Source organism: Geothrix sp. (assembly GCF_030219325.1).
Lineage (GTDB): Bacteria > Acidobacteriota > Holophagae > Holophagales > Holophagaceae > Geothrix.
On sequence record NZ_CP126625.1, the window covers coordinates 453,666 to 479,291 of the forward strand.

General features: G+C 67.2%; 19 protein-coding genes and 1 tRNA gene. 10 read left to right on the top strand and 10 right to left on the bottom strand.

Translation table 11 applies throughout. The features are described from left to right. The first annotated feature begins 97 nt into the window (after window positions 1-97). The 4 genes from QOZ81_RS01965 to QOZ81_RS01980 all read left to right on the top strand — a co-directional run bounded on the left by QOZ81_RS01965 (window position 98) and on the right by QOZ81_RS01980 (window position 3,070). Window positions 98-1,315 (top strand): pyridoxal phosphate-dependent aminotransferase, encoded by a 1,218-nt coding sequence (locus tag QOZ81_RS01965; RefSeq protein ID WP_291202396.1) that lies wholly within the window; start codon window positions 98-100, stop codon window positions 1,313-1,315. Window positions 1,316-1,361: 46 nt separating this feature from the next. Next, window positions 1,362-1,436, top strand: a tRNA-Val gene (locus QOZ81_RS01970). A gap of 92 nt (window positions 1,437-1,528) precedes the next feature. Further along, on the top strand, window positions 1,529-2,095 hold the full coding sequence (gene efp, locus QOZ81_RS01975) for an elongation factor P (RefSeq protein ID WP_291202393.1): 567 nt from the start codon (window positions 1,529-1,531) through the stop codon (window positions 2,093-2,095). Between the two features lie 300 nt (window positions 2,096-2,395). Then, on the top strand, window positions 2,396-3,070 hold the full coding sequence (locus QOZ81_RS01980; protein ID WP_291202390.1) for a Crp/Fnr family transcriptional regulator: 675 nt from the start codon (window positions 2,396-2,398) through the stop codon (window positions 3,068-3,070). A 92-nt stretch (window positions 3,071-3,162) separates the two neighbouring features. On the opposite strand, the gene QOZ81_RS01985 is transcribed toward QOZ81_RS01980, so the two are convergent. The 6 genes from QOZ81_RS01985 to QOZ81_RS02010 all read right to left on the bottom strand — a co-directional run bounded on the left by QOZ81_RS01985 (window position 3,163) and on the right by QOZ81_RS02010 (window position 10,137). Then, window positions 3,163-4,302, bottom strand: coding sequence for a molybdopterin molybdotransferase MoeA (locus QOZ81_RS01985; protein ID WP_291202387.1), 1,140 nt, complete (start codon window positions 4,300-4,302; stop codon window positions 3,163-3,165). 80 nt (window positions 4,303-4,382) lie between these two features. After that, complete coding sequence (locus QOZ81_RS01990) at window positions 4,383-4,826, bottom strand: RrF2 family transcriptional regulator (protein WP_291202384.1); 444 nt, start codon at window positions 4,824-4,826, stop codon at window positions 4,383-4,385. Window positions 4,827-4,909: 83 nt separating this feature from the next. Further along, entirely contained in the window at window positions 4,910-5,677 is a 768-nt protein-coding gene (locus tag QOZ81_RS01995; RefSeq protein WP_291202381.1) for a YwiC-like family protein, read from the bottom strand. Window positions 5,678-5,739: 62 nt separating this feature from the next. Continuing rightward, complete coding sequence (locus tag QOZ81_RS02000; RefSeq protein WP_291202378.1) at window positions 5,740-7,878, bottom strand: acetate--CoA ligase family protein; 2,139 nt, start codon at window positions 7,876-7,878, stop codon at window positions 5,740-5,742. Window position 7,879: 1 nt separating this feature from the next. Further along, window positions 7,880-8,479 (bottom strand): indolepyruvate oxidoreductase subunit beta, encoded by a 600-nt coding sequence (locus tag QOZ81_RS02005; RefSeq protein ID WP_291202375.1) that lies wholly within the window; start codon window positions 8,477-8,479, stop codon window positions 7,880-7,882. Beyond that, the gene (locus tag QOZ81_RS02010; RefSeq protein WP_291202372.1) at window positions 8,476-10,137 is read right to left on the bottom strand and encodes a thiamine pyrophosphate-dependent enzyme; all 1,662 of its coding nucleotides are present in this window, start codon (window positions 10,135-10,137) and stop codon (window positions 8,476-8,478) included. The genes QOZ81_RS02005 and QOZ81_RS02010 overlap by 4 nt, the downstream gene beginning before the upstream one ends. 493 nt (window positions 10,138-10,630) lie before the next feature. On the opposite strand from QOZ81_RS02010, the gene QOZ81_RS02015 reads away from it, so the two are divergent. The 6 genes from QOZ81_RS02015 to QOZ81_RS02040 all read left to right on the top strand — a co-directional run bounded on the left by QOZ81_RS02015 (window position 10,631) and on the right by QOZ81_RS02040 (window position 17,370). Continuing rightward, window positions 10,631-12,010 carry a hypothetical protein gene (locus tag QOZ81_RS02015; protein WP_291202369.1) on the top strand — a complete coding sequence of 460 codons (1,380 nt, stop codon included), beginning with the start codon at window positions 10,631-10,633 and terminating at the stop codon, window positions 12,008-12,010. After that, on the top strand, window positions 12,010-12,483 hold the full coding sequence (locus QOZ81_RS02020) for a hypothetical protein (RefSeq protein WP_291202366.1): 474 nt from the start codon (window positions 12,010-12,012) through the stop codon (window positions 12,481-12,483). Before QOZ81_RS02015 ends, QOZ81_RS02020 begins: the two co-directional genes overlap by 1 nt. Before the next feature lie 29 nt (window positions 12,484-12,512). Further along, window positions 12,513-13,157 (top strand): hypothetical protein, encoded by a 645-nt coding sequence (locus QOZ81_RS02025; protein WP_291202363.1) that lies wholly within the window; start codon window positions 12,513-12,515, stop codon window positions 13,155-13,157. A gap of 126 nt (window positions 13,158-13,283) precedes the next feature. Continuing rightward, on the top strand, window positions 13,284-16,169 hold the full coding sequence (locus QOZ81_RS02030; RefSeq protein WP_291202359.1) for an OmcA/MtrC family decaheme c-type cytochrome: 2,886 nt from the start codon (window positions 13,284-13,286) through the stop codon (window positions 16,167-16,169). Window positions 16,170-16,326: 157 nt separating this feature from the next. Further along, window positions 16,327-16,695, top strand: coding sequence for a ComEA family DNA-binding protein (locus tag QOZ81_RS02035; protein WP_291202356.1), 369 nt, complete (start codon window positions 16,327-16,329; stop codon window positions 16,693-16,695). A gap of 180 nt (window positions 16,696-16,875) precedes the next feature. Continuing rightward, the gene (locus QOZ81_RS02040; RefSeq protein WP_291202353.1) at window positions 16,876-17,370 is read left to right on the top strand and encodes an RrF2 family transcriptional regulator; all 495 of its coding nucleotides are present in this window, start codon (window positions 16,876-16,878) and stop codon (window positions 17,368-17,370) included. A gap of 68 nt (window positions 17,371-17,438) precedes the next feature. Here QOZ81_RS02040 and QOZ81_RS02045 read toward each other — a convergent pair whose 3' ends face one another. The 4 genes from QOZ81_RS02045 to gltA form a co-directional block, all read right to left on the bottom strand. Continuing rightward, on the bottom strand, window positions 17,439-17,972 hold the full coding sequence (locus QOZ81_RS02045; RefSeq protein WP_291202350.1) for an RrF2 family transcriptional regulator: 534 nt from the start codon (window positions 17,970-17,972) through the stop codon (window positions 17,439-17,441). A gap of 139 nt (window positions 17,973-18,111) precedes the next feature. Continuing rightward, complete coding sequence (locus tag QOZ81_RS02050; protein ID WP_291202348.1) at window positions 18,112-19,104, bottom strand: dihydroorotate dehydrogenase-like protein; 993 nt, start codon at window positions 19,102-19,104, stop codon at window positions 18,112-18,114. Between the two features lie 10 nt (window positions 19,105-19,114). Beyond that, a complete protein-coding gene (gene nifJ, locus QOZ81_RS02055; protein WP_291202345.1) occupies window positions 19,115-22,675 on the bottom strand; it encodes a pyruvate:ferredoxin (flavodoxin) oxidoreductase in 3,561 nt (1,186 codons plus the stop codon). 117 nt (window positions 22,676-22,792) lie between these two features. Continuing rightward, window positions 22,793-25,567, bottom strand: coding sequence for an NADPH-dependent glutamate synthase (gene gltA, locus QOZ81_RS02060; RefSeq protein WP_291202342.1), 2,775 nt, complete (start codon window positions 25,565-25,567; stop codon window positions 22,793-22,795). Window positions 25,568-25,626 lie beyond the last annotated feature (59 nt).

The following is a 25,626-nucleotide window of genomic DNA, read 5'->3' on the forward strand; positions in this document are numbered from 1 at the left end:
TCTAGCTGGGGCCGGGTATCTCCGCCTCCCGGAGCCCGCCCGGGCGCCTGGGAAAGCGGCCGCGGACGGGTCCCTGGCTTCAGAGTACCCTGAGGGGATGACTGATCAGCTCATCCCCACCCGGCGTGCCTTCCCCGCGGACGACCCGATCTTCGCCCTGAATGCCGAAGCCCAGGCCCGCAAGGCCACGGGCGAGTCGATTCTCAACGCCACGGTGGGGGCCCTGCTGGATGAATCCGGGCAGCTGGTGGTGCTCGATTCGGTCATGGACCTGTGGCGGGAGCTGACGGCCCTGGAAGTGGCACCCTACGCCCCCATCGCCGGGGACCCCACGTTCCTGAATGCCCTGGTCCAGCGGCACTGGCCCTCGCTCCGTTCCGCCGGCGCCGCCTGCGCCACCCCGGGCGGCAGCGGGGCGATCTCCCTCTCCATGCGCAATTTCCTGGAGGCCGGCCAGAAGGTGCTCACCACCGCCCCGTACTGGGGGCCCTACGCCACCATGGCCGCGGAGAACGGCCTGAGCCTGGTCACCGCACCCTGGCCGGAGGCCAACCAGGCTCTGGACGCGGCCGCCTGGACCGGGGCCCTGCAGGCCCTGCTGAGGGATCAGGGGAGGGCGCTGATCATCCTCAATGATCCCTGCCACAACCCCACGGGGCGCAGCCTGAGCGTCGCGGATCGCCGGGCGTTCGCGGACCTTTTGCGCACCTGCTCCGCCCTGGGGCCCATCACCCTGCTCCTGGACTTCGCCTACCTGGACTACACGCGTGACCCGGCCTTCGTGGCGGCCGCACTGGCCGACTACGCGGTGCTGGGAGCCGAAGGCCGCATCCTGGTCGGGGCTTCCATGTCCCTGTCCAAGTCGATGACGCTGTATGGCGCGCGCTGCGGCGCACTGGCCTTCCCCTGGTGCACGGACCCGGCCCTGCAGGCCGCGCTCACCCAGTCCTGCCGCGGCACCTGGTCCAACTGCGCCAAGGCTCCCCAGGCCCTGCTCCTGCGTCTGGCGAAGGAGGGCAAGGCGCAGGAACGCCTGGCCGCCGAGCACCGCCACTGGTCCGACTTGCTGTCGGCCCGGGCCACGGCCCTGGATGCGGCCCTCGTCGAGGCGGCCATGCCGCCGGTCCACTGGATGGGGGGCTTCTTCGTCTGCGTGTCCGCGCCCGACCCCGAGGCCGTCTGCACACAGCTGAAGGCGCAGGGCGTCTTTACGGTGCCCCTGCCCGAGGGCCTGCGCGTGGGCCTCTGCGGCCTGCGGGCCTCGGAGGCTCCGCGCTTCGCCCAGGCGCTCCGGCAGGTCCTGTCGGTTCGCTGATTCGGACTTGGAAAGGCCCCCATCCTGGGGTATTCTGATCGACCGCGGGCGTATAACTCAGCGGTAGAGTGCTACCTTCACACGGTAGAAGTCCCAGGTTCGAATCCTGGTACGCCCACCACTCCAAGCCAAGGCCCTGATCGTGATCGGGGCCTTTTCTTCTTCCCGCCTGTTCTCTTTTCCCCGTCAGTCCTCCATCCCTCGGGAGCCTCCATGCCACTGATCCTCGCCACCCAGGTTCGCGCCGGGATGATCGTCAACTTCGAGAACGAACTCTGCCGCGTCATCAGTGTCGAGCACCAGACCCCCGGCAACCTGCCGGCGCGGGTCCAGGTCAAGATGAAGCGCCTGAAGGACGGCATCAACCGCGAGAACCGCTTCGGCAGCTCCGACAAGGTGGACAAGGCCAGCCTCGAGCAGCACATGCTCGAGTTCCTCTACGAGGACGGGGACAACCTCGTCTTCATGAACAACGAGACCTACGAGCAGCTCGAAGTCAGCAAGGACATCCTCGGCGAGGACATGGTCTTCCTCGAGCCCAACATGCAGGTGGAGATCGAGTTCTACGAGGGCCAGCCCATGGGCGCCACCCTGCCCCCCAGCGTGGTCCTGGAGATCGTGGAGACCGATCCCGTCATGAAGAACGCCAACGCCACGGGCTCGTACAAGCCCGCCAAGCTGAACAACGGCATCAGCGTGGGCGTACCCCCCTACATGGAAGCGGGGCAAAAGATTCGTGTGAACACCGTCGACCGCACCTTCATGGAGCGGGTGAAGTAGCTGTCTGGATCTCGAGCCTGACGAGGCTGGTTCCCGGACCGGGCCACGCCTCATCTCCGGGTTTGGATGGGGAGGGTCGGCGCCCTTCGGAACGGAATCAGCCACCCTCAAGGTGACCTGATCAAATGCCGATACAGAGCAGTAGGCAGAAGCCGCCGGGACCTTGTCCTTTATGATTTTCCCCGGACGAAATTCCAACCCCGCGGTAAAGTACTGGTCGGTTGGTTCCCGGGGGCGTGACCTAGGTCACAATCGGACGGGAATTATGCGATAACAGACTGATTCACCCGGTGGAGCCCCATGCCTCAAGCAGTCCTCAACCTGAGAAGGATCGAGTTCCTGGCCGGGCTGCCGATGAACGCGGCCGAGGAGATGGCCAGCATCGCCGAACTCCGTCGCTTCCCGGATGGCGCCCGCGTCTACACCCAGGGCGACCTGGTCTCGGGGATCTACGTCGTGGTCAAGGGCGGGCTGAAGGTCTTCCGCACCGATGGCCGGGGGCGGGTTCAGGTGCTCCAGTTCCTCAAGGTGGGCGACTGCGTGGGTGAAGTGCCGGTCTTCGACGGCGGCCCCACACCCTCCAGCGCCGAATCCCACGGCGAGACCGAGTGCTGGCTCATTCCCGCGGCACCGCTGCGCCAGATCGTGCATCGCCATCCCGAAGTGGCCGAGATGATCATCCACCACTTCACCGCCAAGGTGCGCCACCTGGTGACCCTGGTCGAAACCCTCAGCCTGCACAGCGTCCCCGAGCGCGTGGCCCAGCTGCTGCTGGAGGCCCACGAAGCGAATCCCATGCGATCCCTGGTGGAGTTCCAGGAAACGCAGGAGGACTTGGCCCAGTGCATCGGCGCCAGCCGCGAAGCCTTCAGCCGCGCCCTGCGCCTGCTGACGGACCTCGGACTGATCCAGAGCACCTTCCCGGTGGTGCGCATCCTCGATCTCGGGAAGCTGCAGCGCTACGCCAAGGGCTAGCCTCTGCTCCAAAAACGCTGCGCGTTTTTGGAGCTAGGAAAAGCTCTCTTTCTATCTCCAAATCGCCGCAGGCGATTTGGAGCAGGGAACGGCTAGATGACGGGCAACCACCTCACCTTGGCCCCGGCCTCCTGGCCGGGGCTGTCGATCCAGGCGAAGCCATCGGCCCTGGCCAGGGTGATCAGGTCTGCGGAGCCCTTGCCCGGCAGTGGCTCGAGGCGCCCCTCCACCAGGCGGCAGGGATGGAGCAGGGGGCGGTCGCCCTTGTGCTTCACGGGGGCGCTCAGGCGGCCCCTGCGCCACGGATCCGGCGCGTCGCGGCCCTCCAGCCGGGCCAGGGCCGGTCGCAGGAAGAGCAGCGCATTCAGGTAGGCCGATACCGGATTCCCCGGCAGGCCCAGCACCAGCAGGTCCCCCAGCAGGGCGGCCAGCATGGGTTTGCCGGGCTTGAGGCGGATGCGGTGGAAGAGGACCGTTGCGCCGAGATCCCTGAGCACCGCAGGCAGGTGGTCGTGGTCCCCCATGCTCACGCCGCCGGAGGTCAGCAGGATGCGGATGTCCCCTGGGTTTCGCAGGGCCGCCGCCAGGGTCGCGGGGTCGTCCGCCAGGGCCGGGCGGAGGTCCACCTCGGCACCAAGGATGTGGGCCAGGGCCGCGAGCATGGGGCCGTTGGAATCCCGGATCTGATGCGGGGCCGGCGATGGCACCAGCTCGTCGCCGGTGGAGGCCACGCCCACCCGGATCCGGGACCGCGCGGGCATGGGCTGGCCCTCCTGCGCCAGGAGGGCGATGCGGGCGGCATTGAAGGGGGTTCCCGCGGGCAGCAGCAGGTCTCCGCCGCGGGCCTGGTCGCCCTGGCGGCGGACATGGTCCCCGGACGTCGGGTCGATGGCCGGGAGGACCAGCCCCCCGACGGGCTCGAGCTGCTCGACCGGGACGATGGCATCGGCCCCTGCGGGCAGCGCGGCGCCGGTCATGATGCGAACGGCTGTGCCGGGCGTGACGGTGAAGGCCGCGGGATCGCTGCCGGCGAACAGGGTGCCCAGGATCCGTCGTGGCGCGCGGCCCTCCGAGGCCTTCAGCGCGATGCCGTCCATGCTGGCGCGGTCCGTGGCGGGGTCGTCCCGCTCGGCGCGAACCTCCGGCAGCGAGGGGGCGGGCAGGGCCTCCCATAGGCGCTGGAGGGCCTCCTCCAGAGGCAGCAGGTCGGGGTGGTCGCAGCTCATCGCCATGCCTCGATCATAGGGGTTCCAGGCTCAACGGAGTTTTTCCGCCCGGTCCGCCGCGGGCTCCCTCGGCCACTGGGGGAGCCTCAGCCGTTCTTCGAGGGACGCCCTTCCGCTTCCTTCTGATGGCGGATGTCCATGAGCTGGAGGTCCCGGATGGTGGCCTCGGTCATGGAGGAGGTCACCTGGGTCTTCACGGCGGCCCAGGCATCGTGCAGCGGGCAGGGGTGATCGCCGCCGCAGGTGGGGAAGCCCATGATGCAGCCCTCCATCGCGTCCGGGCCCTCCAGGGCCGCCACCACTTCGCCGACGGTGATGCGGTGGGAGGGGCGAGTGAATCGGAAGCCGCCCTTCGGACCGCGCACGGATTCGAGGATGTCCGCCTGGACGAGGCCCTGCAGGATCTTCGCGAGGTAGGGGCCGGGCAGGTCCAGCTTGGAGGACAGATCCTTCGCCAGGCTGAAGGACCCGTCTTCGGGCAGGGCCGCGAGGGCGCGGAGGGCATAGCCGGTGGCCGTGGAGTAGAGCATTCAGGAATCCTTGTTCTGAATCGAGCATCCGACTCAATGATTCAGGAGTCCAGCCCCCTTGTGACCGATGTCAGGGATCCAGGTCAAAGCAGCGCGCGCCAGAGCAGGGCGAGCCCGATGACGCTCAGGCCGCCCTCGCGCCAGCCGAGGGTGCGGGCCGGGACCAGGCGGTACGGGGCCAGGGCCCGCAGGTAGAGCAGGACCGTCCAGGCGGTCCACAGGATTCCCGCCACCCCGCGGGTTGCCAGCAGGAGGGCCGATGAGCCGACCAGCAGGGCGTGGAGGACATGGACGATGATCATCCGCCGCCGCAGGTCCGAATGCCCAATCCCGTGGGCCTGGCCCAGCCACCGGCGCACGTGGGCCAGGTTGGCGCTGCCGACGAGGGTGACGAACCACCAGGCGCGGAGGGCTCCCGGCAGCGGATCGCCGCCCGCCGCGAGCATGGCGGCCGCCAGTCCGGCAAAGGCGCCCTGGGCCGCCATCTCCACGGCCAGGGACCGCGTCGTCCGGGTCAGGTCGGCCCGCAGGGCGAGGAGGACGAGCGGCGCGACGCAGGCCAGGGGAATGAGGAACCGGGCATCAGCAATCGCCAGGGCCAGGACACCGAAGGCGATGGCCAGGGCGCCCAGCAGGAGGAGCGCTCGGATCTGGGCGGGATCCCTCTGCCCGAGGAGCACGCGCCGGAGGGGCGGTCGGCCCAGAAAGATGGAGAGCGCCGCGAGACCCAGGCAGAGCCCGGCGAGACTGGGACGCAACAGAAGGCCCAGCACCAGCGGGAATCCGAGCATGAACCAGCTGCCGTGTTCAGCGGGCAGGATGGAGCGGAGGGGCGGCAACCATTTGGTCATTTCGGTATCTAAACTCCGAAATAGAGTGTGGCCCCTTTGCGGGCCTCTGGCCATGCGTCCCGTCACACCTCGGAGGCGATGAGGCGCAGGCCCTCCAGGGCCTCCTCCATGGTCAGGAAGACGGGTAGCCCGGCCGCGCGGAGCTCCTGACGGTAGAGGTCGAAGAGGGCGCCCCCCTCCACCGCCACGCCCAGCCATTTGCCGGAGGCCTGAGCCAGGCGGGTCAATTCGGAGGCAAAGGCCCGGATGGCTTCTGGCTGTCTTGTGTCGAGGCGTACCGTGAGGGGCACCAGACCCACGACCACGGCTTCGGCCTCGGAACCCAGGAGCACTCTGGCCGCGGCCAGGTAGGCGGACTCGTTGGCCATGGGCGTGAGGTCCAGGGGCAGCCGGGCGCTGACGAGGCCCGCCAGACCCTCGGCCTCGATCGTGGCCGCCAGGGTGGCGGTTTCGGACTCCGACAGCTTGGCGCCCCGGAACGGCCCGCTCAGCAGATCGGCCGAGGCCACCGACTCGAAGCCCGCATTGGTCATGATGGCCACGGAGGTGGGTCGGCCCTCGGGATAGGCACCGAGCCAGGCGAGGGCCGCATCGAAGGTCTCCATCCGCTCGGCGAGCATCGCGCCCGCGCGGCGCAGCAGGGCGGCCTGCAGGGCGTGGTCGCCCGCGAGGGCGCCGGTGTGACTGCTGGCGGCGGCCATGCCCTCCTGGCTGCGGCCCCCCTTGTAGAGGAGGACGCGGCGGCCGGCACTCCGGAGGGTCCGGGTGGCCTGGGCGGTGGCCTGGAGGTCGGCGGGAGCGAAGCCCTCCAGGTAGGCGCCCACCACCTTCACGGCGGCATCCGTGGCGAAGCCGTGCAGGAAATCCGAGCAGCGCACGTCCATCTGGTTGCCGATGGCGATGGCGGCGCGCAGGCCCAGCTCGGGGCGGCGGCTGAGCCGCGTGATGAGGAAGGCGCCGCTCTGGCTGACCAGGGCCAGGTGGCCGGGCTTGGCCGTGAGCGGCAGCTTCACCTCGGGAATGAAGAGCGTGTTGAGGGCCAGGTCGGGACTGAAGAGCCCCAGGCCGTTGGGACCCACGACGGCGGGCGCCCACTTCCCGGCGCGGCGATGCTCCTCCAGGCAGGCCACGAGCCGCTTGCCGAGGCCTTCGGTATCGGCGCCATCGCCCAGGCCGCCGGCCACCAGGTAGACCACGGTGGCACCGCCGCCCTGGTGGCAGAGCTGCTCCACCACTTCAAGGGTCTGCGGTGCGGGCAACGACAGGATGAGCTGATCCGCGGGGGCCGTTGCAAGCTCGGCTACGGACGCGAGACAGGGCAGACCCAGGAACTCGGAAGAGCCCGGCTTGATGAGCCGCAGCGAAGACTCCGGCAGCTTCGACTTCCGAACGTTCTCGAGGATGATGCGCCCCACGGTGCCTTCGCGGCTGGAGACGCCGGCGATGACGAGGCTGCGGGGATTCAGCAGGGCCTGGTACCAGGCTGGGTCCGGGGAGGCCGGAGCGGGAAGCGCGGTGGCATCCAGCGTTCCGACGCCATCCAGCGCGGTGGGCAGGCCCTCGCTGTCCAGCACGATGGGATTGAGCTCGAGCAGGGTGACGCCCTCGCGCTCCAGGCCTTGCACGGCGCGCCAGAGGCCCTGGAGGAAGGCCAGCAGCTTCGCCTCGTCCGTGAGCGCTTCCGTGCCACGCTGCCGGCCGAGCCAGGTGCGGCCCAGCCAGTGGCCGCAGAGGTCCACCAGGGCCTGTTCCGGCGTGGTCAGGGCGATGGGCCAGATCAGGGGCGGCGCCATGGCGGCCCAGGCGTCCGCCTGGAGCCCCCCGATGCCGCACACCACCAGCCAGCCCGCGTCGGGATCCCGCTTCAGCGACATGAGGGCTTCGGTGGGCAGGCCGGTCAGCTTCTTGAAGGCCACCTTCTCGCAGACGAGACCGCCGATCCAGGGATGCTCGGGGACGCGCTGGCGCATGGCCGCCGCCTCGGCCCTCAGGGCCTCCACCTCGAAGGCGCCGAAGCGCACCGCGCCCCGGTCCGACTTGTGCCAGAGCTGGTCCGCGATGCCCTTGAGCACGATGGGCTCGCCGGGGGCGAAGGGCAGGTTGCCGGACTCGATGAAGCCGTGCCGGGGGACCCGCAGGCCCGCGGCGGCGAGCAGGCCGTAGGCCCGCCCCTCGTGGAGGAATCCCGTGGCCGTGTGCATGTCAGACTCCCACTGCTTCCTGGACCAGGCCCCGGCCCGCGTTGAAGGCCTCGATGTTCTTCTCGGTGACCCGGGCGCCCTTGGCGGCGAAGCGCTCGGTGATCACGTCGTGCCAGACGGCATCCGGCACGGGCAGGAACTTGGAGGCCATGCCCAGCAGGGCCATGCCGCCGGCCTGGCGGTGGTTGAGCTTGCGGGCCAGGTCCTCGGTGTCCACCAGGTGGCAGCCGCGGACCTTCTTCAGGGCGGCATAGACATCATCCAGGGGCGGGTAGCCCTCCATGTTCACCTGGGGTTCCTCGGACACCACCAGCTGCCCGTTCATGCGCAGCATGGCCACGTAGCGCAGGGCCTCCAGGGGTTCGAGGGCGATGAGCAGGTCAGCACAGCCCTCGTCGATGATGGGTGAGCTGAGGGGAACCTCCGAGAAGCAGACCTGGGCATGGACGCTGCCGCCCCGCTGGCTCATGCCGTGGATCTCGGACTGCAGCGCATGGAGGCCGCTGCGGCGCAGCGCTTCGAGGACGATCTGGGCGAGGGAGAGGACCCCCTGGCCGCCGACGCCGCCGAAGACAATGCCGTGAATGCGGGGTTCGCTCATGGGCGGGCCTCCGTGCTGCAGCAGGCCTGCTCCGCGCAGGCCTTCAGTTCCTGGTCGTGTTCTTTCAGGACGCCCCGGCGGATGGACTGGATGCATTCCCGGCGGAAGACGACCACCGAGGGGCCGGGGTGCTGAAGGGCGGTTTCCATGGCCTTCACGTTGGCCTCGTGCTGCCGGGGCAGGGGCGTGAGGACCTGGACCTGGGCGGCGGGGATGCCCATGCCGAGCACCATGCGCTCCACCTGGTCGAGGGCCTGGCTGGGCTGCTGGCCCGTCATGCCCACCACGCGGTTGTCGAGGATCATGACGGTGACGTTCACGCCGGAATCGGCGGCGGTCAGCAGGGCCGGCAGGCCGCTGTGCCCGAAGGTGGAATCGCCGATGACGGCCACGGAGGGCGTCTGGCCGGCCATGGCGGCACCCACGGCCATGCTGATGCTGGCGCCCATCTCGACGACGGCGTGGATGGCGCTCATGGGCTCCTGTGCGGCCAGGGTGTAGCAGCCGATGTCACCGAAGACCCGGGCGTCGGGCACGCCGAGGTTCCGCAGGGCCTCCTGCATGGCCTCATAGGCATCCACGTGGCCGCAGCCGTCACAGAAGCGCGGGGCGCGGATCGGCAGATCCAGGCTGCTGGCCGGCTTGCCGTCGGCGGTGAGCAGACTCAGGGCCTCCTTCAGCAGGCGCGGGGTCAGTTCGCCGGTGCGCGGCAGGGATCCATCCATGCGGCCGTGGATCTTCCCGGCCCGCTGGAAGGTCAGACGCTCCTCCAGCACCGGGTAGTCCTCTTCGAAGACGAAGACCTCGTCCACCTGGGCCAGGAAGGCCGGCTCGAGGCCGGGATCCATGGGGTAGGCGGCCACTTCCAGGCGGGGCATGGCCTTCAGCTCGGGGTGCTCGAGGGAGAGCTGCTCGAAGTAGGCGCGGCCCATGCCGGCCACCGCCACGCCCTGGCGGCCGCTGCCTGCCACGAGGCGGTTCATGGGCGCCAGCGCCTCGACCATGCGCGGCTGCTTGGCCAGCAGGTCCACATAGCGGCGGCGGGCGTTGGACGGGATGAGCACCCAATCCTGGATGGTCTCCCTGGGGGCGACGCCAAGGCCGGTGGGCGTGAGCACGTCGCGCCGGACCAGGTGGGCGCGGCAGTGGGCCAGGCGGGTCACGAGCCGCACCATCACGGGCACCTGCAGGGACTCGGACAGCTCGAAGGCGCGCCAGGTGAAGTCGTAGCACTCCTGGACGGTGCTGGGCTCGAGCACGGGCAGCCAGGCGAACTTGGCCAGGCGGCGGCTGTCCTGCTCGTTCTGGCTGCTGTGCATGCCGGGATCATCCGCCACGAGGAGGACGAGGCCGCCCCGGACGCCGGTGAGGGCGGAGTTGGCGTAGGCGTCCATGGCCACGTTCAGGCCCACGTGCTTCATGGTCACCAGGGTGCGGTGGCCGGCGTAGCTCACGCCCAGGGCCAGGTCGTAGGCCACCTTCTCATTGGCGGCCCACTGGGCCACGCGGCCCTCGGGGGCGGCGTGGATCATGGCCTCCACGAACTCGAAGCCCTCGGTGGACGGCGTGCCCGGGTATCCGAACGCGCCCTTGATGCCGGCATCGAAGGCCGCACAGCCCACCGCCTCCACGCCTAGCGCCAGGGTGCCCTGAGCCATGTCAACCTCCACCTTCATTCCAGCGGGGAAGTATGTGGGGGCTGGCCCGTGTCAGGGGTCACACGGGAGTGCCTGGGCCTCCCGGTGTGCACGGGGTCACAGCCCCTTCGGGGGCCCCCCCAAAAAACAGCCGGAAGTCCCGGGAACCTTTCCCAGTGCCACAGGTCACAACTTTGTCCCCCGAGGGGTGCGTGATTCGAATTCAAAACAATGTTAATGCATATTTTTTACCATTATTTCATCCATTAAATTAATGAAAAAAATAAACTTAAAATTTTTTTTGAATTGTCACGAATGCGTGATGATGCCCCTCTGTAGAACCATTCGGGCATATCTGTTTGTGCATTCTCTCTCTTGAGGTCGGCTAAATAGCGGCCTACTGTCGATCCTGACCTGACGATCAGCTAGACCGCCATTCCGAGTCCCCCGCACCACGCACCACTCGTCTTCTGAAACGGCCAAACGCACAGCGCACTGCGAGATGAGGCGAACCATGAAACGACACAATCTTGTGGCCCTGCTTGCCACCCTGATGTCAGCCACGGCTTGGGGCCAGGAGGTCAGCCTCTACGGCACCACCATGGCCCAGATGTGGAAGTCGGAGGTCGGGTTGGACAAGGCCACCTACACCCCCGCGACCCAGTACCTGGGCATCGATGCCAACAAGCTGGGCTCCGACAACCTGTCGCTGCACCTCTTCGGGTGGGGGCGGACGGACCTATCGGACTCGAGCAACCTGGATGGCTCGAAGACCGCGGGCTACCTGAACTTCGGGTACCTGCAGTACCGGTTCAACCAGGCGAATGCCGAGGTCAAGGCCGGCCGGTTCACGGTGAACCAGGGCACGGGCTTCGAGCAGGTGGACGGCGTCAGCCTGCGGACCGACCTCCGCGGCGGCTTCACCCTCTCGGCCTTCGGCGGCAAGCCGGTCCTCTACAAGACGGTGGATCCCACCGCCCAGAAGGACTACGACCTCCAGCGCGATTTCATCTTCGGGACCCGGTTGGGCTGGCGCATTCCCAAGATCGGCGAGATCGGCCTCTCTTACCTCCAGGACGGCACCAAGGCCGCGAAGGATCTGACCATCCCCTCTTCCGTGGACTACACCCGGAAGCAGATGGGCGTCGATCTCCTGATCGCGCCCGCCCCGGCGTTCCAGCTGCGTGGCCGCACGATCTTCGACCTGGCCGATCACCTGGCGCTGCCCGCTGGAACCGAGAAGCCCTCCAACATCGCCGAGCATGACTACACCGCCATCTTCAAGTTCGGTTCCAAGGTGACCCTCAGCGCCAACGTCGCGGAGCGGAACTTCTACGCCTACTTCGCGGGCACCAACCTGCCTTCGCTGTTCCGCCAGGACGAGAAGGACAAGTACAAGGGCTACGGCGGCGCCCTGACGGTGAGCGCCACGGACAACCTCCAGCTGATCGGCGATTTCCGCCACATGAACCGGGAGTCCTTCGGGGACGTGAACCGGGTCGGCGGCGAGGTCCGCTACGCCTCCACCGAGAAGCACTACATGGCCGGCCTGGGCGCCCGCTCCGTGAGCGCCAGCAAGACCATCCAGGTGGATCCCACTGCCCCGGGTCGCAGCCTGTCCCACACGGAATTCCGGGCCTGGACCATGATCGAGCGGAAGAAGCTCTCGCTGAGTCTCGATGGCATCGTCCAGCAGTTCAAGGAAGGCAACCCCTACCTGAACGGGCTCACCAGCCTCTATGAAGTGGTGGCCTCGGTGGGATTCAAGGCGACCGAGAATCTGAAGGTAAGCGGAGACATCAGCCGCGGCAGCACGCCGGTGGCCAAGGATGAGACCCGTGGTCTGCTGCGTGCCGAGTACCGGTTCGGCTTTGGTAAGAAGGGAGGTCAGTAATGGCCCGCAAGTCCGTCCTCCAGTTTTTCGGCGTCCTGTTCGGCCTGGGCCTGCTCATGGCCTGCAGCCTGATCTCCCCTGAGACCAGCTTCGCGGCGACCCATCCGGAAGGACTGGGTGCCGGCCGGCCCATGTGCTCCGAGTGCCACACCACGGATGTGTCGAAGGGCGCCCTCAAGCCCTACGCCTCCTTCGATCACACACAGACGTTCGTGAAGAGCCACAAGTACCAGGCGAACCAGGACGCCAACGCCTGCGCGTCCTGCCACGCCCAGTCCTTCTGCTCGGACTGCCACGGCGGCAAGGTGCCGATGAAGCCCGCGATTCGCCTCAGCGACAGTCCGGATCGCCTGGCGCCGCACCGGGGCGACTATCTGACCCTCCACAAGATGGAAGGGAAGATGGATCCGTCGAGCTGCTACACCTGCCACGGCCGGGCCAACAACGACAAGTGCCGCGCTTGTCATCGGTAGTCATCCGCTGAGTCTCGAAGGGGAATACGATGAGCAACGTTAAATGGATGGCCGGCAGTTGTTTCGCGATGGCCCTGGCGCTCCTCGCCTGGGGCTGCGCCGGGAAGGCCCAGAAGGCGGTTCCGTTCGAAGAGGTCAAGGGCCAGCATCCGGCCAACTGGATCCAGGTCCACTACGCCGGCTATGCCGCGACGCCCGAACAGTGCCAGACCTGCCACGGCTCCACCACTGATCCGGCCCTGGCCGGTGGCATCTCCAAGGTGAGCTGCTTCACCTGCCACCCCGGCGGCGTGAACCACCCTGCCGGCTGGGCGGATCCCATGGCGCATGGCCGCCATGCGGCGCAGCTGGCGGTGAACACCTCCGACATGTTCGCCATGGCCGGCTTCGCGCGCTGCGCGAAGTGCCACGGCTCCAACTACGACAATGGCCCGGCCATTTCGTGCAAGACCTGCCACACCAAGGCCCCGCATCCGGCCAAGCCCTGGACCAGCACCACCCTCTCGCTGCCCAACCACACGCAGACGGATGTCTCGAACGCTCCGGAGTGCGCCAAGTGCCACACCGCTGGCGCGAATTCAACCATGAAGCCCCTGACGACGCCGCCTGCCGGAACCGCACCGGGCTGCTTCAACGAGACCCTCTGCCACGGCACCAACATCGCCCGTCCGTAAGTTCCAGTCGCGGACCGTTCCGACTCATGAAGCCAAAGGAGGTGCCCCATTTCCTTTAGTGAACCAGGACTTTCACGCTTTGCCTTTTTCCACCGCTTCACCACCTCAATTCAAGGAGAACTGAACATGAAGCATCGTCCTCTGAAACAGCTCTGCGGGCTTCTCGCCACCGCAGCGATCGCCCTTGTGCTGATCGGTTGTAACGGAAAGGCCGGCCAGAACGGCGCCACCGGCGCCACTGGCGCCACCGGCCCCACCGGCCCCACGGGCCCCACCGGCCCCACGGGCCCCACGGGCCCCACCGGCCCCTCCGGCGCGACCCTGATCAACGCCGCCGCCATGACCCCCGACGAATGGGCTGCCCAGTCCTTCACCGGGACCATCACCAGCGCCACGGTATCCGCCGCCGCCGGTAAGCCCGTCGTGAACTTCAAGGTCACCGACAAGTACGGCGTGCCCGTCATCGGCCTCGGCTTCACCGCCAAGTCCGCCACGGCCCTCTTTCCCGCCTACCAGAACCTCTCCCTGAGCATCGCCAAGCTGGTGCCCGGCGCCAATGGCAGCCCCAGCATCTGGGTCAACTACATCGTGACCTCGACGCCGAGCACCACCACCGCCGCCGCCCCCTCCAAGCCCAGCACCGACAGTGTCGGCACCCTGGTGGACAACGGCGATGGCAGCTACAAGTACACCTTCTTCCGTGACATCACCGCTGCCCAGGCCTTCCTGGACGCGGCGACCTACACGGGCAACAACAAGCGCGCCGATCTCGGCGACGTGACCTTCGACGGCACCCTGGTCCACCGCGTCAGCATCCAGATCGGCGGCAACGCCCGCGGCACCGGCTCCAACACGCCTGACGGCTCCAACACCGCCATCCCCGGCGTGCCCGTCAAGAACCCCGCCAACATCCTCTACGACTTCGTGCCCGCCACGGGCCTCGTGGCCGCTCCCGCCGCCACCCGCACCATCGTGGACATGGCCGCCTGCAACCAGTGCCACACCGAGCTCGTCGTGCACGGCGGCAGCCGCGTCGATCCCAACTACTGCGTGGTCTGCCACACCGACCAGCGCAAGTACGGCAATGCCGAAGCCACCACCGTCGCCGGCGGCTACTCCGGCAACACCTACAAGATCAACGGCCTGGCCGTGGGCGAGTTCACCGCCTTCATCCACCGCATGCACATGGGCGAGGGCCTGACCAAGACGGGCTACAACTACGCCAACATCCTGTTCAACGAAGTCACCTACCCCCAGGACCAGCGGAACTGCGTCAAGTGCCATGACGGCGCCCGCAGCCCCGAGGGTGACAACTGGAAGAACGTGCCCAACCGCAAGGCCTGCGGCGCCTGCCATGACGCCGTGGACTTCGCCACCGGCACCAACCACGGCACCATCGGCAACGGTGGCCCCCAGCTTGACGACCACCTCTGCACCACCTGCCACACCGCGACCGCCATCGACCTCTACCACACCCCGGTCGTGGCCCCCAACGCGAACAACATCTTCCTGACCACCCAGACCGCGGCTGTTCCCAGCCCCGGCAACAACAACACCAACGCCTCCTTCGTGGCGGCCTACACCAACAGCCTGCCCCTGGGCGCCCACAAGCCCACCTGGGACATCAAGAGCTTCACCCTGGATGCCACCGGCCACCCGGTCTTCCTCTTCCGCTTCCTGGAAGATGGCCTCCGCAAGGACTTCCGCACCTACGCGGCCGGCACCGTGCCGACCTTCTGGGACAAGTACGTGGGCGGCCCCAGCTTCTACGTCGCCTTCGGCATGTCGCAGGACGGCATCACCGCTCCCGCCGACTGGAATACCACTCTGAGTGTCTACTTCCCCAACATCTGGCGCGCGGATCACCTCACCGCCGACGGCAAGGCCCTGGCTGCCACGGCCGACGGCACCCTGTCCGCCACCCCCGATGCCAATGGCTACTACACCCTGACCTTCACCGGCGTGACCGTTCCCGCCACCGCCACCATGGTCACCGGCGGCATCGGCTACACCTACGGCCTGCAGACCACCCAGCCCCTGACCCAGACCGATCTGGCTGCCTACCCCTACACGCCCATCGCGTGGACCGGCCCCGGCACCTGGACTGGCCCCTCCGGCCAGGGCGGCCTGAGTGTTCCCGCTCCCAACGCCTGGGTCAAGGTCAGCGGCACCCTGCCCGCCGGCTTCACTGCCAACGCGACGGCCAGCCGCCGCGCCATCGTCACCAATGCCAAGTGCAATGACTGCCACGCGGCCCTCGGCGAATTCACCGACAAGGGCTACCACGCGGGCCAGCGCAACGATGTGCCCACCTGCTCCTTCTGCCACAACGTCAACCGCATCAACAGCGGCTGGGCCGTGAACATCAAGGAAGCCATCCACGGCATCCACGCCTCCGCCAAGCGGGTGAACAAGTACTCGTGGGAAGTCACGGCCGGCGACAAGTACTGGAACACGACCTACCCCGCCGTCCTGAACAACTGCGAAGCCTGCCACGTCACCGGCTCCTTCGACTTCACCAACAGCGCCAGCGCCTCCGCGCTGCCGAACCTGCTCTGGACCGGCGTCGCCGCCGGCGCCCAGACCACCGCCACGGCCTACTCCATCGTGACCGGCGCCGAGACCGTGCTCGCCACGGACAAGGTGATCGCTCCCTGGATCAACCCGACCATGAACCCCGCGTTCAACCCCGCGCTCACCGGCACGGTCAACAGCAACCCTGCTGTCCTGCCCCTGAACACGGCTTATCCCGCGGGCTGGTCCTACGCTGCCGCCACCGGCGCCGTCACCCAGGCCAAGGCTGGCTCTCTCGTGATCTCTCCGATCACGGGCGCCTGCTCCGCCTGCCATGACACCCCGGTTGCTGTTGCGCACTTCCGTGCCAACGGTGGCTCGTTCTACGCGCCCCGCCCGGCCGATGGTGCGCTGCCTGCCAACGTCGAGCAGTGCTTGATCTGCCACGGCAACGGCAAGGTCGCGGACATCCGCGTCGTCCACCTGAGCTTCAAGTAGCCTGATCCCTGGGGCCCGGTCCGCCGGGCCCCACCGATCACCACCGCATGATCAAGGGACCCGGCCGCCCCAGGCTGCCGGGTCCCTTGTTTTGGCCTCCTGGTAAACTTCTCGCCAGGATTGGCCCGAGGATGATCCTGTTCCGAAGAGGTAATTCATGACTGGAAAAATAGTTGGTTTGTTCCTCGGCCTGGCCCTGGCCGTCCACTCCGTCGGTGTCACGGCCCAGGAGGACGCCCCAAGCAAGAAGCGGGTCCCATCCAAGGAGGAACTGGAGGCCAAGGCCAAGGTCCGCCAGCAGCGTTGGCAGGCCAAGAAAAAGGCAGATGCCGAGCTCAAGGCCAAGGCCGTGGACATCAACCACGCCACCAAGGCGGAGCTGATGAAGCTCCCAGGCATCCCGGCGGAATTCGCTGCCGCGATCATCGCCAAGCGGCCCTACAAGTCCAAGGCCGAGCTGGTGACCAAGAATGCGATCCCCAAGGGCACCTACCAGGGCCTCCACAGCTTGGTCGTGGCCAAGTAGGACCCACATCCCGGGGCAGATCCTGGTTTCAGAGCCCCCCTTCGGGGGCTTTGTTTTTTCCATCCGGCGCCCCCGTCCGCGACTGAGGTGACGCAGGTCACAACGGAGTTGACTCGTTAGATTACCGGAGCATCTTCATTAACAAGGCCTGTTCTGGCAAGCTCTTTCATGGAGGTTCAGATGCTCCCACTGTCCCAGACCACGGGCTATGCAGTGCGGGCGTTACGCTGCCTTCAGGAGCCCGGTGGCCATCCAGTGCTGGTCGAAGAGGTGGCCGAGTACACGGGCATCCCACGGTCGTACCTCTCCAAGCTGATCCACAAGCTGGCAAAGAAGGGGCTGGTGGTGGCCCGCCGGGGACATCATGGCGGCGTGGTGCTGGCCAGGCCTTCCACCGAGATCACCCTCGAGGATCTGTCCGATGCCATCGACGGCTCGGCCTGGCGGAACCGCTGCCTCATGGGCCTGCTGGGCTGCTCGGATCACACGCCCTGCGTCCTCCACGAGTTCTGGCACACCACGCTGGATCAGATCATGGCGCGGCTGCGCTCGGTGACCCTGGCGGACCTGGCGCAGAACCACGATCCCGGTGTGGAGAGCTTCCGGGCCACCCACGGTCTTGTGAATGAGCCTCATGCAGCGGCTTGCGAGTGTGAGCACGCCAGCGTGCATTGACCTTTCCATCCCCCTGAACGCAACAGGCCGCCCTGGGGGCGGCCTGTTGGCTTCTGAAGGGCCCTAGATCACGCCTTCTTGACCGGCGCCTTCTTGGGGGCGGCCGGCTTCTTGGCGGCGGGCTTGGCGGCCTTCTTGGCCCGGGGCTTCACCTTCTTCTCGGGCAGGGCATCGGCCAGGCGCCAGCCCCGGCTCTGCTGCTCGAAGGTGCGGATCTCCTCGAGGGTGATGTCCTTCAGGCAGCGGTAGATGTGGTCGCGCTCAGCCTTCCAGAAGGTGTGGGAGGGGCAGGCGCGCTCATCCGAGCAGTCCTTGAAGCCGAGGAGGCACTGGTTGCGCCACTCGGAGCCATCCACGGCCTCGGCGATGAGGTCCAGCGAGATCTCCTTGGCAGCCAGGGAGAGCACCACGCCGCCCTTGTTGCCGCGCTTGGCCATGACCAGGCCGACCTTCGCGAGCTTGTGGATCATCTTGGAGAGGTAGGGCCGGGGGAAACCCGTGCGGGCCGCGACGTCGACGACGAGGGTGGGCTTGCCACCCGGGTCTTCGAGGCAGCTCATGGCCAGGACCGCGTAACCGGAGGACTGGGACAGAGGAAGCATGGTCACCTGCGCTGATGAGGTTGGATGGATGCTACAGATAATAGACGATCTTCAGGTCAATCACATTCAAAGACTGTGATTCTGCGCACAATACACGAAACCCCCGGTCGCCCGGGGGTTCCTTGGGAAAAATCCCCACTCAGGGCTTCCATCCGTTCAGGATGCGCATGTAGTTGGCGCGGGTGAAGGCCTGGGGGTTCGGGGACTTGACCAGGCTCATGCTGCCCCGGGCCTGGGCCAGGGACTCGTATTCGTGCTCCTCGAGCCACTCGGCGAGGGTGGCCCGGCTCTGGGCCAGGCGGTCGGGGCCGTGGATCAGCAGGGCCGAGACCATCTGGACCGCGTCCGCGCCGGCCATGACGGCCTTGAGGGCGCCGATGCCGTCATGCACACCTCCGGTGACGGCGAGGCTGCCCTTGATGTGCCCGTGAAGCACGGCAAGCCAGCGCAGGCGGAGCAGCAGGTCCGAGGGGCCGGACAGCTGCAGGCTGGGCTCGGCGACGAGCTCCTCGACGTTGATGTCGGGCTGGAAGAAGCGGTTGAAGAGCACCAGGCCGTCGGCGCCCGCGCCTTCCAACTCCACGGCAAAGTGCGCCAGGGCGGAGAAGAAGGGCGAGAGCTTCACGGAGACGGGGATCTTCACTTCGGCCTTCACCGCCCGGACGATGTCGAGGGTGCGCTTCTCCACCTCGGAGGCGGATTCCTTCGCGTCCGTGGGGATGTAGTAGACGTTGAGCTCCAGCGCATCGGCGCCGGCATCCTGCATCAGCTTGCCGTAGTGCAGCCAGCCCGCAGGGGTGGTGCCGTTCAGCGAGGCGATGACGGGAACAGACACGGCGTCCTTGATGCGCCGGATCTGCTCCAGGTACTTCTCAGGACCCAGGCGGAAGTCATCAGGCTGGGGGAAGAAGGACAGGGCCTCAGCGCTGGTGCTCGAGCTGAGCTGCATGTCCATGATGGTGCCCTGCTCTTCGCGGGTGATCTGCTCCTCGAAGAGGGAGTGCATCACGATGGCCGAGGCGCCGGCGTCTTCCAGGCGCTTGACCATGCCCATGTCGTCGACCATGGGGGAGGCGCCCGCCATCAGGGGGTGGGCGAGCTTGAGGCCGAGGTAGGTGGTCGAGAGGTTCATGTCATCACCCTCAGCTGTGCTTGGCCGTGACGGACAGCTTGGCGAGCTGCTCGTAGACGGAATAGCGGTTGGAGGTATCGAGCTGGGCCTGGTCCATGAGCTTCTTGAAGTGCTCGGGGTTCTGCTGCTCGATCATGCGGTAGCGGGTCTCGTTGCGGACGTACTGGAGCATGGGGACCTTGGGGGCGCCTGAATCCATCTGGAGCGGCGCTTCGCCCTTGTCCAGGCGGCGGGGGTCGAAGCGGAACAGCGGCCAGTGGCCGGAGTCCACGGCCAGCTTCTGCTGGTCGCAGCCGTGGGACAGGTCGTAGCCGTGGGCGATGCAGTGGCTGTAGGCCAGGATGAGGCTGGGTCCGTTGTAGGACTCGGCCTCCTGGAAGGCCTTCACGGTCTGCGCGTCGCGGAAGCCGAAGGCGATCTTGGCCACGTAGATGCCGCCGTAGGACATGGCGATCATGCCCAGATCCTTCTTGGGCATGCTCTTGCCGGCCATGGCGAACTTGGCGCCCGCGCCCATGGGCGTGGACTTGGAGGCCTGGCCGCCCGTGTTGGAGTAGACCTCGGTATCGAGCACGAGCACGTTCACGTTGCGGCCGGAGGCGAGGACATGGTCCAGGCCGCCGTAGCCGATGTCATAGGCCCAGCCGTCGCCGCCCACGATCCAGACGCTCTTGTCGACCAGGTAGTCGGCGACGTCGTGGAGCATCTTGGCTTCAGGCTCCGCCATGGCGGAGAGCTTCTGCTTGAGGATCCCGACGCGCTCGCGCTGCGCCTTGATGCCGGCTTCGGTGGTCTGGTCGGCGGTGGCGAGGCCGGCGACGAGTTCATCGCCGAGCTTCGAGCCCAGGCGGTGCATCAGCTCGAGGCCGAACTCCTGGTGCTTGTCCACGGAGAGGCGCATGCCCAGGCCGAACTCCGCGTTGTCCTCGAAGAGGCTGTTGGCCCAGGCGGGGCCGCGGCCATCCTTGTTGGTGGTGTAGGGCGTGGTGGGCAGGTTGCCGCCGTAGATGCTGGAGCAGCCCGTGGCGTTGGCGATGAGGGCGCGGTCGCCGAAGAGCTGGGTGAGCAGCTTGACGTAGGGGGTCTCGCCGCAGCCGGAGCAGGCGCCACTGTATTCGAAGAGGGGCTCGAGGAACTGGGTGCCCTTCACGTCCATCTTCACCGTGGTGCGGTCGGCCTCAGGCAGGTCGAGGAAGAAGCTGTAGTTGGCCGCCTCGGCTTCGCGCAGCGGGGCCTGGGCCACCATGTCGATGGCCTTGTGCTTGGGGTTGCTCTTGTCCTTGGCGGGGCAGACCTCGACGCACAGGGTGCAGCCAGTGCAGTCCTCGGGCGCCACCTGGATGGTGTATTTCTGGCCCTTGTACTCGGGTCCCTTGTAGTCCACGGACTTGTAGGTGGCGGGGGCGCCGGCCAGCTCCGCCGGGTCATAGACCTTGGCGCGGATGGCGGCATGGGGGCAGGCCAGGACGCACTTGTTGCACTGGATGCAGATGCCGCTGTCCCACTCGGGGATCTCCAGCGCGATGTTGCGCTTCTCCCACTTGGTGGTGCCCATGGGCCAGGTGCCGTCGATGGGGAAGGCGCTGACGGGCAGCAGGTCGCCCTTGCCTTCCATCATCACGGCCGTGACGCGCTGGACGAAGTCCGGGGCGCCGGCGGCCACCATGGGGGGGCGCACGCGGGTGGAGGTGGCGGTGGCGGGGACCTTCACTTCGTAGAGGTTGGCCAGGGTCTCGTCCACGGCCTTGAAGTTCTGCTGGACGACGGCGTCGCCCTTCTTGCCGTAGGTCTTCTTGATGGCCTTCTTGATCTGGGCGATGGCCTCGTCCTTGGGCAGGACGCCGGAGATGGCGAAGAAGCAGGTCTGCATGATGGTGTTGATGCGGACGCCCATGCCGGTGTTCTTGGCCACTTCATAGGCATCGATCACGTAGAACCGGAGGTTCTTCTCGACGATGGCCTCCTGCACTTCCTTCGGCAGCGTCTCCCACACGTTCTCGGCGTTGTGGGGCGTGTTGATGAGGAAGGTGGCGCCCGGCACGGCGGCCTCGAGCATCTCGTACTTGTCGAGGAAGCTGGTCTGGTGGCAGGCGATGAAGTTCGCCTTGGTCACCAGGTAGGGGCTCTTGATGGGGCGCGGGCCGAAGCGCAGGTGGCTGATGGTGATGGCGCCGGACTTCTTGGAGTCGTAGACGAAGTAGCCCTGGCCGTAGTTGGGGGTCTCCTCGGCGATGATCTTGATGGAGTTCTTGTTGGCACCCACGGTGCCGTCGGCGCCCAGGCCGTAGAACAGGGCGCGGGTCACGTCGGCGCCCTCGATGTCGAAGTTGGCGTCGTAGGTCAGCGAGCTGTGGCTGATGTCGTCCACGATGCCGATGGTGAAGTGGTTCTTGGGCTTGTCCTTGGTCAGGTTCTCGAAGACGCCCTGGACCATGGCCGGGGTGAACTCCTTGGAGGACAGGCCGTAGCGTCCGCCGACGACGATGGGATCGAGGGTGGTGTAGCCCTCCTCACGGCCTTCGCGCAGGGCGGAGACCACGTCCATGTGCATGGGCTCGGCGGGGCACCCGGGCTCCTTGCAGCGGTCGAGGACGGCGATCTTCTTCACGGAGGCGGGCAGGGCGCGGACGAACTCGGCGATGGCGAAGGGCCTGAAGAGGCGGACCTTCAGGACGCCCACCTTCTCGCCCTGCTTCATGGCCCATTCCACGTACTCGTGGGTGGTGTCGCAGCCGGAGCCCATGGCGATGACCACGCGCTCGGCCTCGGGGTGGCCGAAGTACTCGTAGAGCCGGTACTGGCGGCCCGTCAGGGCGGCGAAGCGGTCCATCTCCTGCTGGGCGATGGCGGGGAAGGCCTCGTAGTAGGGGGTGCCGGCCTCGCGGGCCTGGAAGAAGGTGTCGGGGTTCTGGGCGGTGCCGCGGAGGACGGGGGCATCCGGCGTCAGGGCCATCTTGCGGAACTTGGCCACCAGCTCGTCCGGCACCATGTGGCGCAGGTCCTCATCGGTGAGGATCTCGATCTTGGCGACCTCGTGGCTGGTGCGGAAGCCGTCGAAGAAATGCAGGATGGGCACACGGCTGCGCAGGGTGGCGGCGTGGCAGATGGCCGCGAAGTCGTGGGCCTGCTGGACGCTCTCGGAGCTGAGCATCGCGAAGCCCGTCATGCGGCAGGACATCACGTCCGAGTGGTCGCCGAAGATGCTCAGCGCGTGGGTCGCCAGGGTGCGGGCGGACACATGCATGCAGAAGGGCGTCAGCTCGCCGGCGATCTTGTACATGTTGGGGATCATCAGGAGCAGGCCCTGGGACGCCGTGAAGGTCGTCGTGAGGCTGCCGGCCTGGAGGGCGCCATGGACCGCGCCGGCGGCGCCGCCCTCGGACTGCATCTCCACCACGGAGGGGATGGTCTTCCAGACGTTGGTCTTCCCCTGGGAGCTCCACTCGTCCGCCCACTCGCCCATGTTGGAGGAGGGCGTGATGGGATAGATGGCGATGACCTCGCTGAGGCGATGGGCGACCGAGGCGGTGGCCTCGTTCCCATCCAGGGTCTTCATGATGCGGGTGCTCATGGTTGGCTCCTCCCGGGGGCCCTCTACGGGGTTCCGGCAATGGGTATCAGGACAGGATTCGTGCCTGCCATATCATACCTGATGAAACGGTCGATTTGATCACAAACGGTCCAGTGGTCAGACCGCCGCCTGGGGCTCCCCCATGAGGCGATTGTGAATGGCTGCGGCCGCCCGGCGGCCCTGGCCCATGGCCAGAATCACCGTCGCGCCGCCGGTGATGACGTCGCCACCGGCGAAGACGCCGGGAATGGAGGTCTCACCGGTTTCGTTGTCAACCACAACAACTCCACCTTTGAGGGTCTTCAGCCCCTTGTCGGTCATGGCCAGGAGGGGGTTCACGTCGAAGCCCAGGGCGACCACCAGGGTCTCGCAGGGGATCATGATGCGCTCGTCGGTCATCTTGGGGCTGCGGCGGCCATCGGGTCCGGGCTCGCCCAGTTCCATGACGGCGCACTCGGCGTGGGTCATCCAGCCCTTGTCGTTGCCATGCAGCTGCACGGGGGTGGTGAGGAACTTGAACTCCACGCCCTCCTCGTGGGCATGCTCCAGCTCCTCCTTGCGGGCGGTGGATTCCTTGATGGTGCGGCGGTAGACGATGGTGACGTGCTCGGCGCCCATGCGGCGGGCGGCGCGGGCGGCGTCCATGGCGGTGTTGCCGGCGCCCACGATGATGACGTTCTTCCCGACGGTCACCGGGGTGCCGTACTGGGGGAAGAGGTCGGCGCGCATGAGATTGATGCGGGTGAGGAACTCATTGGCGGTGTAGACGCCCTTGTACTCCTCGCCCGGGATGCCCATCATCTTGGGCAGGCCGGCGCCGGTGCCCATAAAGAGGGCGTCATTCTCCTTGCGCAGGTCCTCCAGCGTCATGCTGCGGCCCACCAGGGTGTTCATGATGAATTTCACGCCCAGGCGGCGGAGGTTGTCCACTTCCTGGTCCACGATCTTGTTGGGCAGGCGGAACTCGGGGATGCCGTAGAGCATCACGCCGCCGGGCTTGTGGAAGGCATCGTAGACCGTGACCTGGTGACCCTTCTTGACCAGCTCGCCGGCCACCGTGAGACCCGCGGGACCGGCGCCGATGACGGCGACCTTCTTGCCCGTGGACGCCTCGACGGGGGGCAGCTCGGTGGAGCCCAGCATCGAATCGGCGGCGAAGCGCTCCAGGCGGCCGATGGAGACGGGATCACCCTTGATGCCCACCACGCACTTGATCTCGCACTGCTTCTCCTGGGGGCAGACGCGGCCGCAGACGGAGCCCAGGGAGGAGCTCTCCTTGATGACCCGGGCCGCGGCCTGGGGGTCGTCGTTGACGATCTGCTGCAGGAAGGCCGGGATGTTGATGCTGACCGGGCAGCCGTCGATGCAGGCGGGGTGCTTGCACATGATGCAGCGGGCGGCTTCGAGCTTGGCCTGTTCGGGCGACAGCCCGAGGCTCACCTCGTCGAAGTTGCACACGCGCAGCTCGGGCGGCTGGCAGGCCATCTCCTGGCGGGGGATCTTCATCTTCTGGCTGGGCTTGATGGTGCCCAGGTCCAGGGTCTTCCAGTCGGCCAGGTCGGTGACGGGGGCGTTCAGGTACTGCGAGTAGTCCACGGGGCCCGTGGCGGCCACCCGCCCGATCTTGCACTCGCTGGGGTCGCACTGCTCTTCCGCCTTGTACCAGTCCTGGCGGTTGCGCAGCATGGCGAAGTCCACCTTGTGGCCGTCGAAGTCGGGGCCGTCGAAGCAGGCGAACTTGGTCTCGCCGCCCACGCTGACGCGGCAGCCACCGCACATGCCGGTGCCGTCCACCATGAGCGCGTTGAGGCTCACCAGCGTGAAGATGCCATGGGGCTTCGTGAGATCGGAGACGGCGCGCATCATGGGCAGCGGGCCCACGGCCACCACTTCGGCGACGGATTCCCGGGCGATGACGTCCGCGAGGGCGTCGGTGACCAGGCCCTTGCGGCCCAGGCTGCCGTCATCGGTGGTGACGATCAGTTCGGCCGAGGCCGCCCCCAGCTCATCGGCCAGGAGGACGCGCTCCTTGCTGCGGCCGCCCAGGATGGTGATGACACGGCGACCCTTTGCATGGAGCTCTTCGGCGGCGGGGAGGATGGCGGCGGAACCATAGCCGCCCGCCATCAGCACGATGGTGCCCTCCTCGACCAGTTCCGTCGGGGCGCCCATGGGGCCGGCCACGGCGTAGAGGCGGTCGCCCGCGCTGAGCTTGCCCATGGCCTGGGTGGTGGAGCCCACCTCCTGCATGATGAAGTGGATGTAGCCCTTGCGCGCGTCACCGCCGGCCAGGGTGAGGGGGATGCGCTCGCTCTCGGGGAAGGGGGCCACCATGAAGAACTGGCCGGGCTTCCGGCCCCGGGCCACCTGGGGCGCCTGCACGATGAAGGACCAGGTCTCGGGGGCGACGAGCTTCTTCTCCAGGATCAGGTAGCCGTCCTGGGTCTCGTCGTCGGAGCAGTAGAGGGACTTGCCCCTGAGCAGGGGCAGCATGAGGAATTCTTCCGCCTCGATGTGGTCCCGGATGAGGTCCACCAGGCGCTGGCCCAGCAGTGTGAGGGAGCGCGGCGCCCGCACCTGGCCTTCGCTGATCTCGGTGAGCAGCTGGAGGGTGAGGTCCCACATCTGGCGGTGGTCCTCGTGGAGGCGCAGGTGCAGGGCTTCGGCGCCCAGCTCCTCCAGCAGCGGGAAGAGCTCCCGCTCCTCGGCCTCGTTGTGGGGCCGCAGCACTTCGTAGATCCACTTGGCGCCCTTGTCCACCTCCTTCCAGTCCCCGGCCCCCAGGGCCTCGGCCATGCGGGTCAGCCGGGCCTGGGCCTCCTCGTGGGTGGCATGCCAGTTGGGGGCAGGCAGGTTGCCGGCACTGATCAGCAGAGGAGCGGACTCGGACATGAATGCCTCCAGATCCGTTCAGCATGCGACGATCAAGGTGCGATTTCAGTGTTTAAAAA

Bases quoted from the DNA above. Each gene is read 5' to 3' on its own strand.
- QOZ81_RS02050 (WP_291202348.1), bottom strand. From the start codon at position 19,104: ATGAACCTCTCGACCACCTACCTCGGCCTCAAGCTCGCCCACCCCCTG.
- QOZ81_RS02040 (WP_291202353.1), top strand. From the start codon at position 16,876: ATGCTCCCACTGTCCCAGACCACGGGCTATGCAGTGCGGGCGTTACGC.
- QOZ81_RS02020 (WP_291202366.1), top strand. From the start codon at position 12,010: ATGGCCCGCAAGTCCGTCCTCCAGTTTTTCGGCGTCCTGTTCGGCCTG.
- QOZ81_RS02010 (WP_291202372.1), bottom strand. From the start codon at position 10,137: ATGGCTCAGGGCACCCTGGCGCTAGGCGTGGAGGCGGTGGGCTGTGCG.
- QOZ81_RS02045 (WP_291202350.1), bottom strand. From the start codon at position 17,972: ATGCTTCCTCTGTCCCAGTCCTCCGGTTACGCGGTCCTGGCCATGAGC.
- QOZ81_RS01965 (WP_291202396.1), top strand. From the start codon at position 98: ATGACTGATCAGCTCATCCCCACCCGGCGTGCCTTCCCCGCGGACGAC.
- gltA (WP_291202342.1), bottom strand. From the start codon at position 25,567: ATGTCCGAGTCCGCTCCTCTGCTGATCAGTGCCGGCAACCTGCCTGCC.
- QOZ81_RS02035 (WP_291202356.1), top strand. From the start codon at position 16,327: ATGACTGGAAAAATAGTTGGTTTGTTCCTCGGCCTGGCCCTGGCCGTC.
- efp (WP_291202393.1), top strand. From the start codon at position 1,529: ATGCCACTGATCCTCGCCACCCAGGTTCGCGCCGGGATGATCGTCAAC.
- QOZ81_RS02025 (WP_291202363.1), top strand. From the start codon at position 12,513: ATGAGCAACGTTAAATGGATGGCCGGCAGTTGTTTCGCGATGGCCCTG.
- QOZ81_RS01990 (WP_291202384.1), bottom strand. From the start codon at position 4,826: ATGCTCTACTCCACGGCCACCGGCTATGCCCTCCGCGCCCTCGCGGCC.
- QOZ81_RS02015 (WP_291202369.1), top strand. From the start codon at position 10,631: ATGAAACGACACAATCTTGTGGCCCTGCTTGCCACCCTGATGTCAGCC.
- QOZ81_RS01995 (WP_291202381.1), bottom strand. From the start codon at position 5,677: ATGACCAAATGGTTGCCGCCCCTCCGCTCCATCCTGCCCGCTGAACAC.
- QOZ81_RS01985 (WP_291202387.1), bottom strand. From the start codon at position 4,302: ATGGCGATGAGCTGCGACCACCCCGACCTGCTGCCTCTGGAGGAGGCC.
- QOZ81_RS02000 (WP_291202378.1), bottom strand. From the start codon at position 7,878: ATGCACACGGCCACGGGATTCCTCCACGAGGGGCGGGCCTACGGCCTG.
- QOZ81_RS02005 (WP_291202375.1), bottom strand. From the start codon at position 8,479: ATGAGCGAACCCCGCATTCACGGCATTGTCTTCGGCGGCGTCGGCGGC.
- QOZ81_RS02030 (WP_291202359.1), top strand. From the start codon at position 13,284: ATGAAGCATCGTCCTCTGAAACAGCTCTGCGGGCTTCTCGCCACCGCA.
- nifJ (WP_291202345.1), bottom strand. From the start codon at position 22,675: ATGAGCACCCGCATCATGAAGACCCTGGATGGGAACGAGGCCACCGCC.
- QOZ81_RS01980 (WP_291202390.1), top strand. From the start codon at position 2,396: ATGCCTCAAGCAGTCCTCAACCTGAGAAGGATCGAGTTCCTGGCCGGG.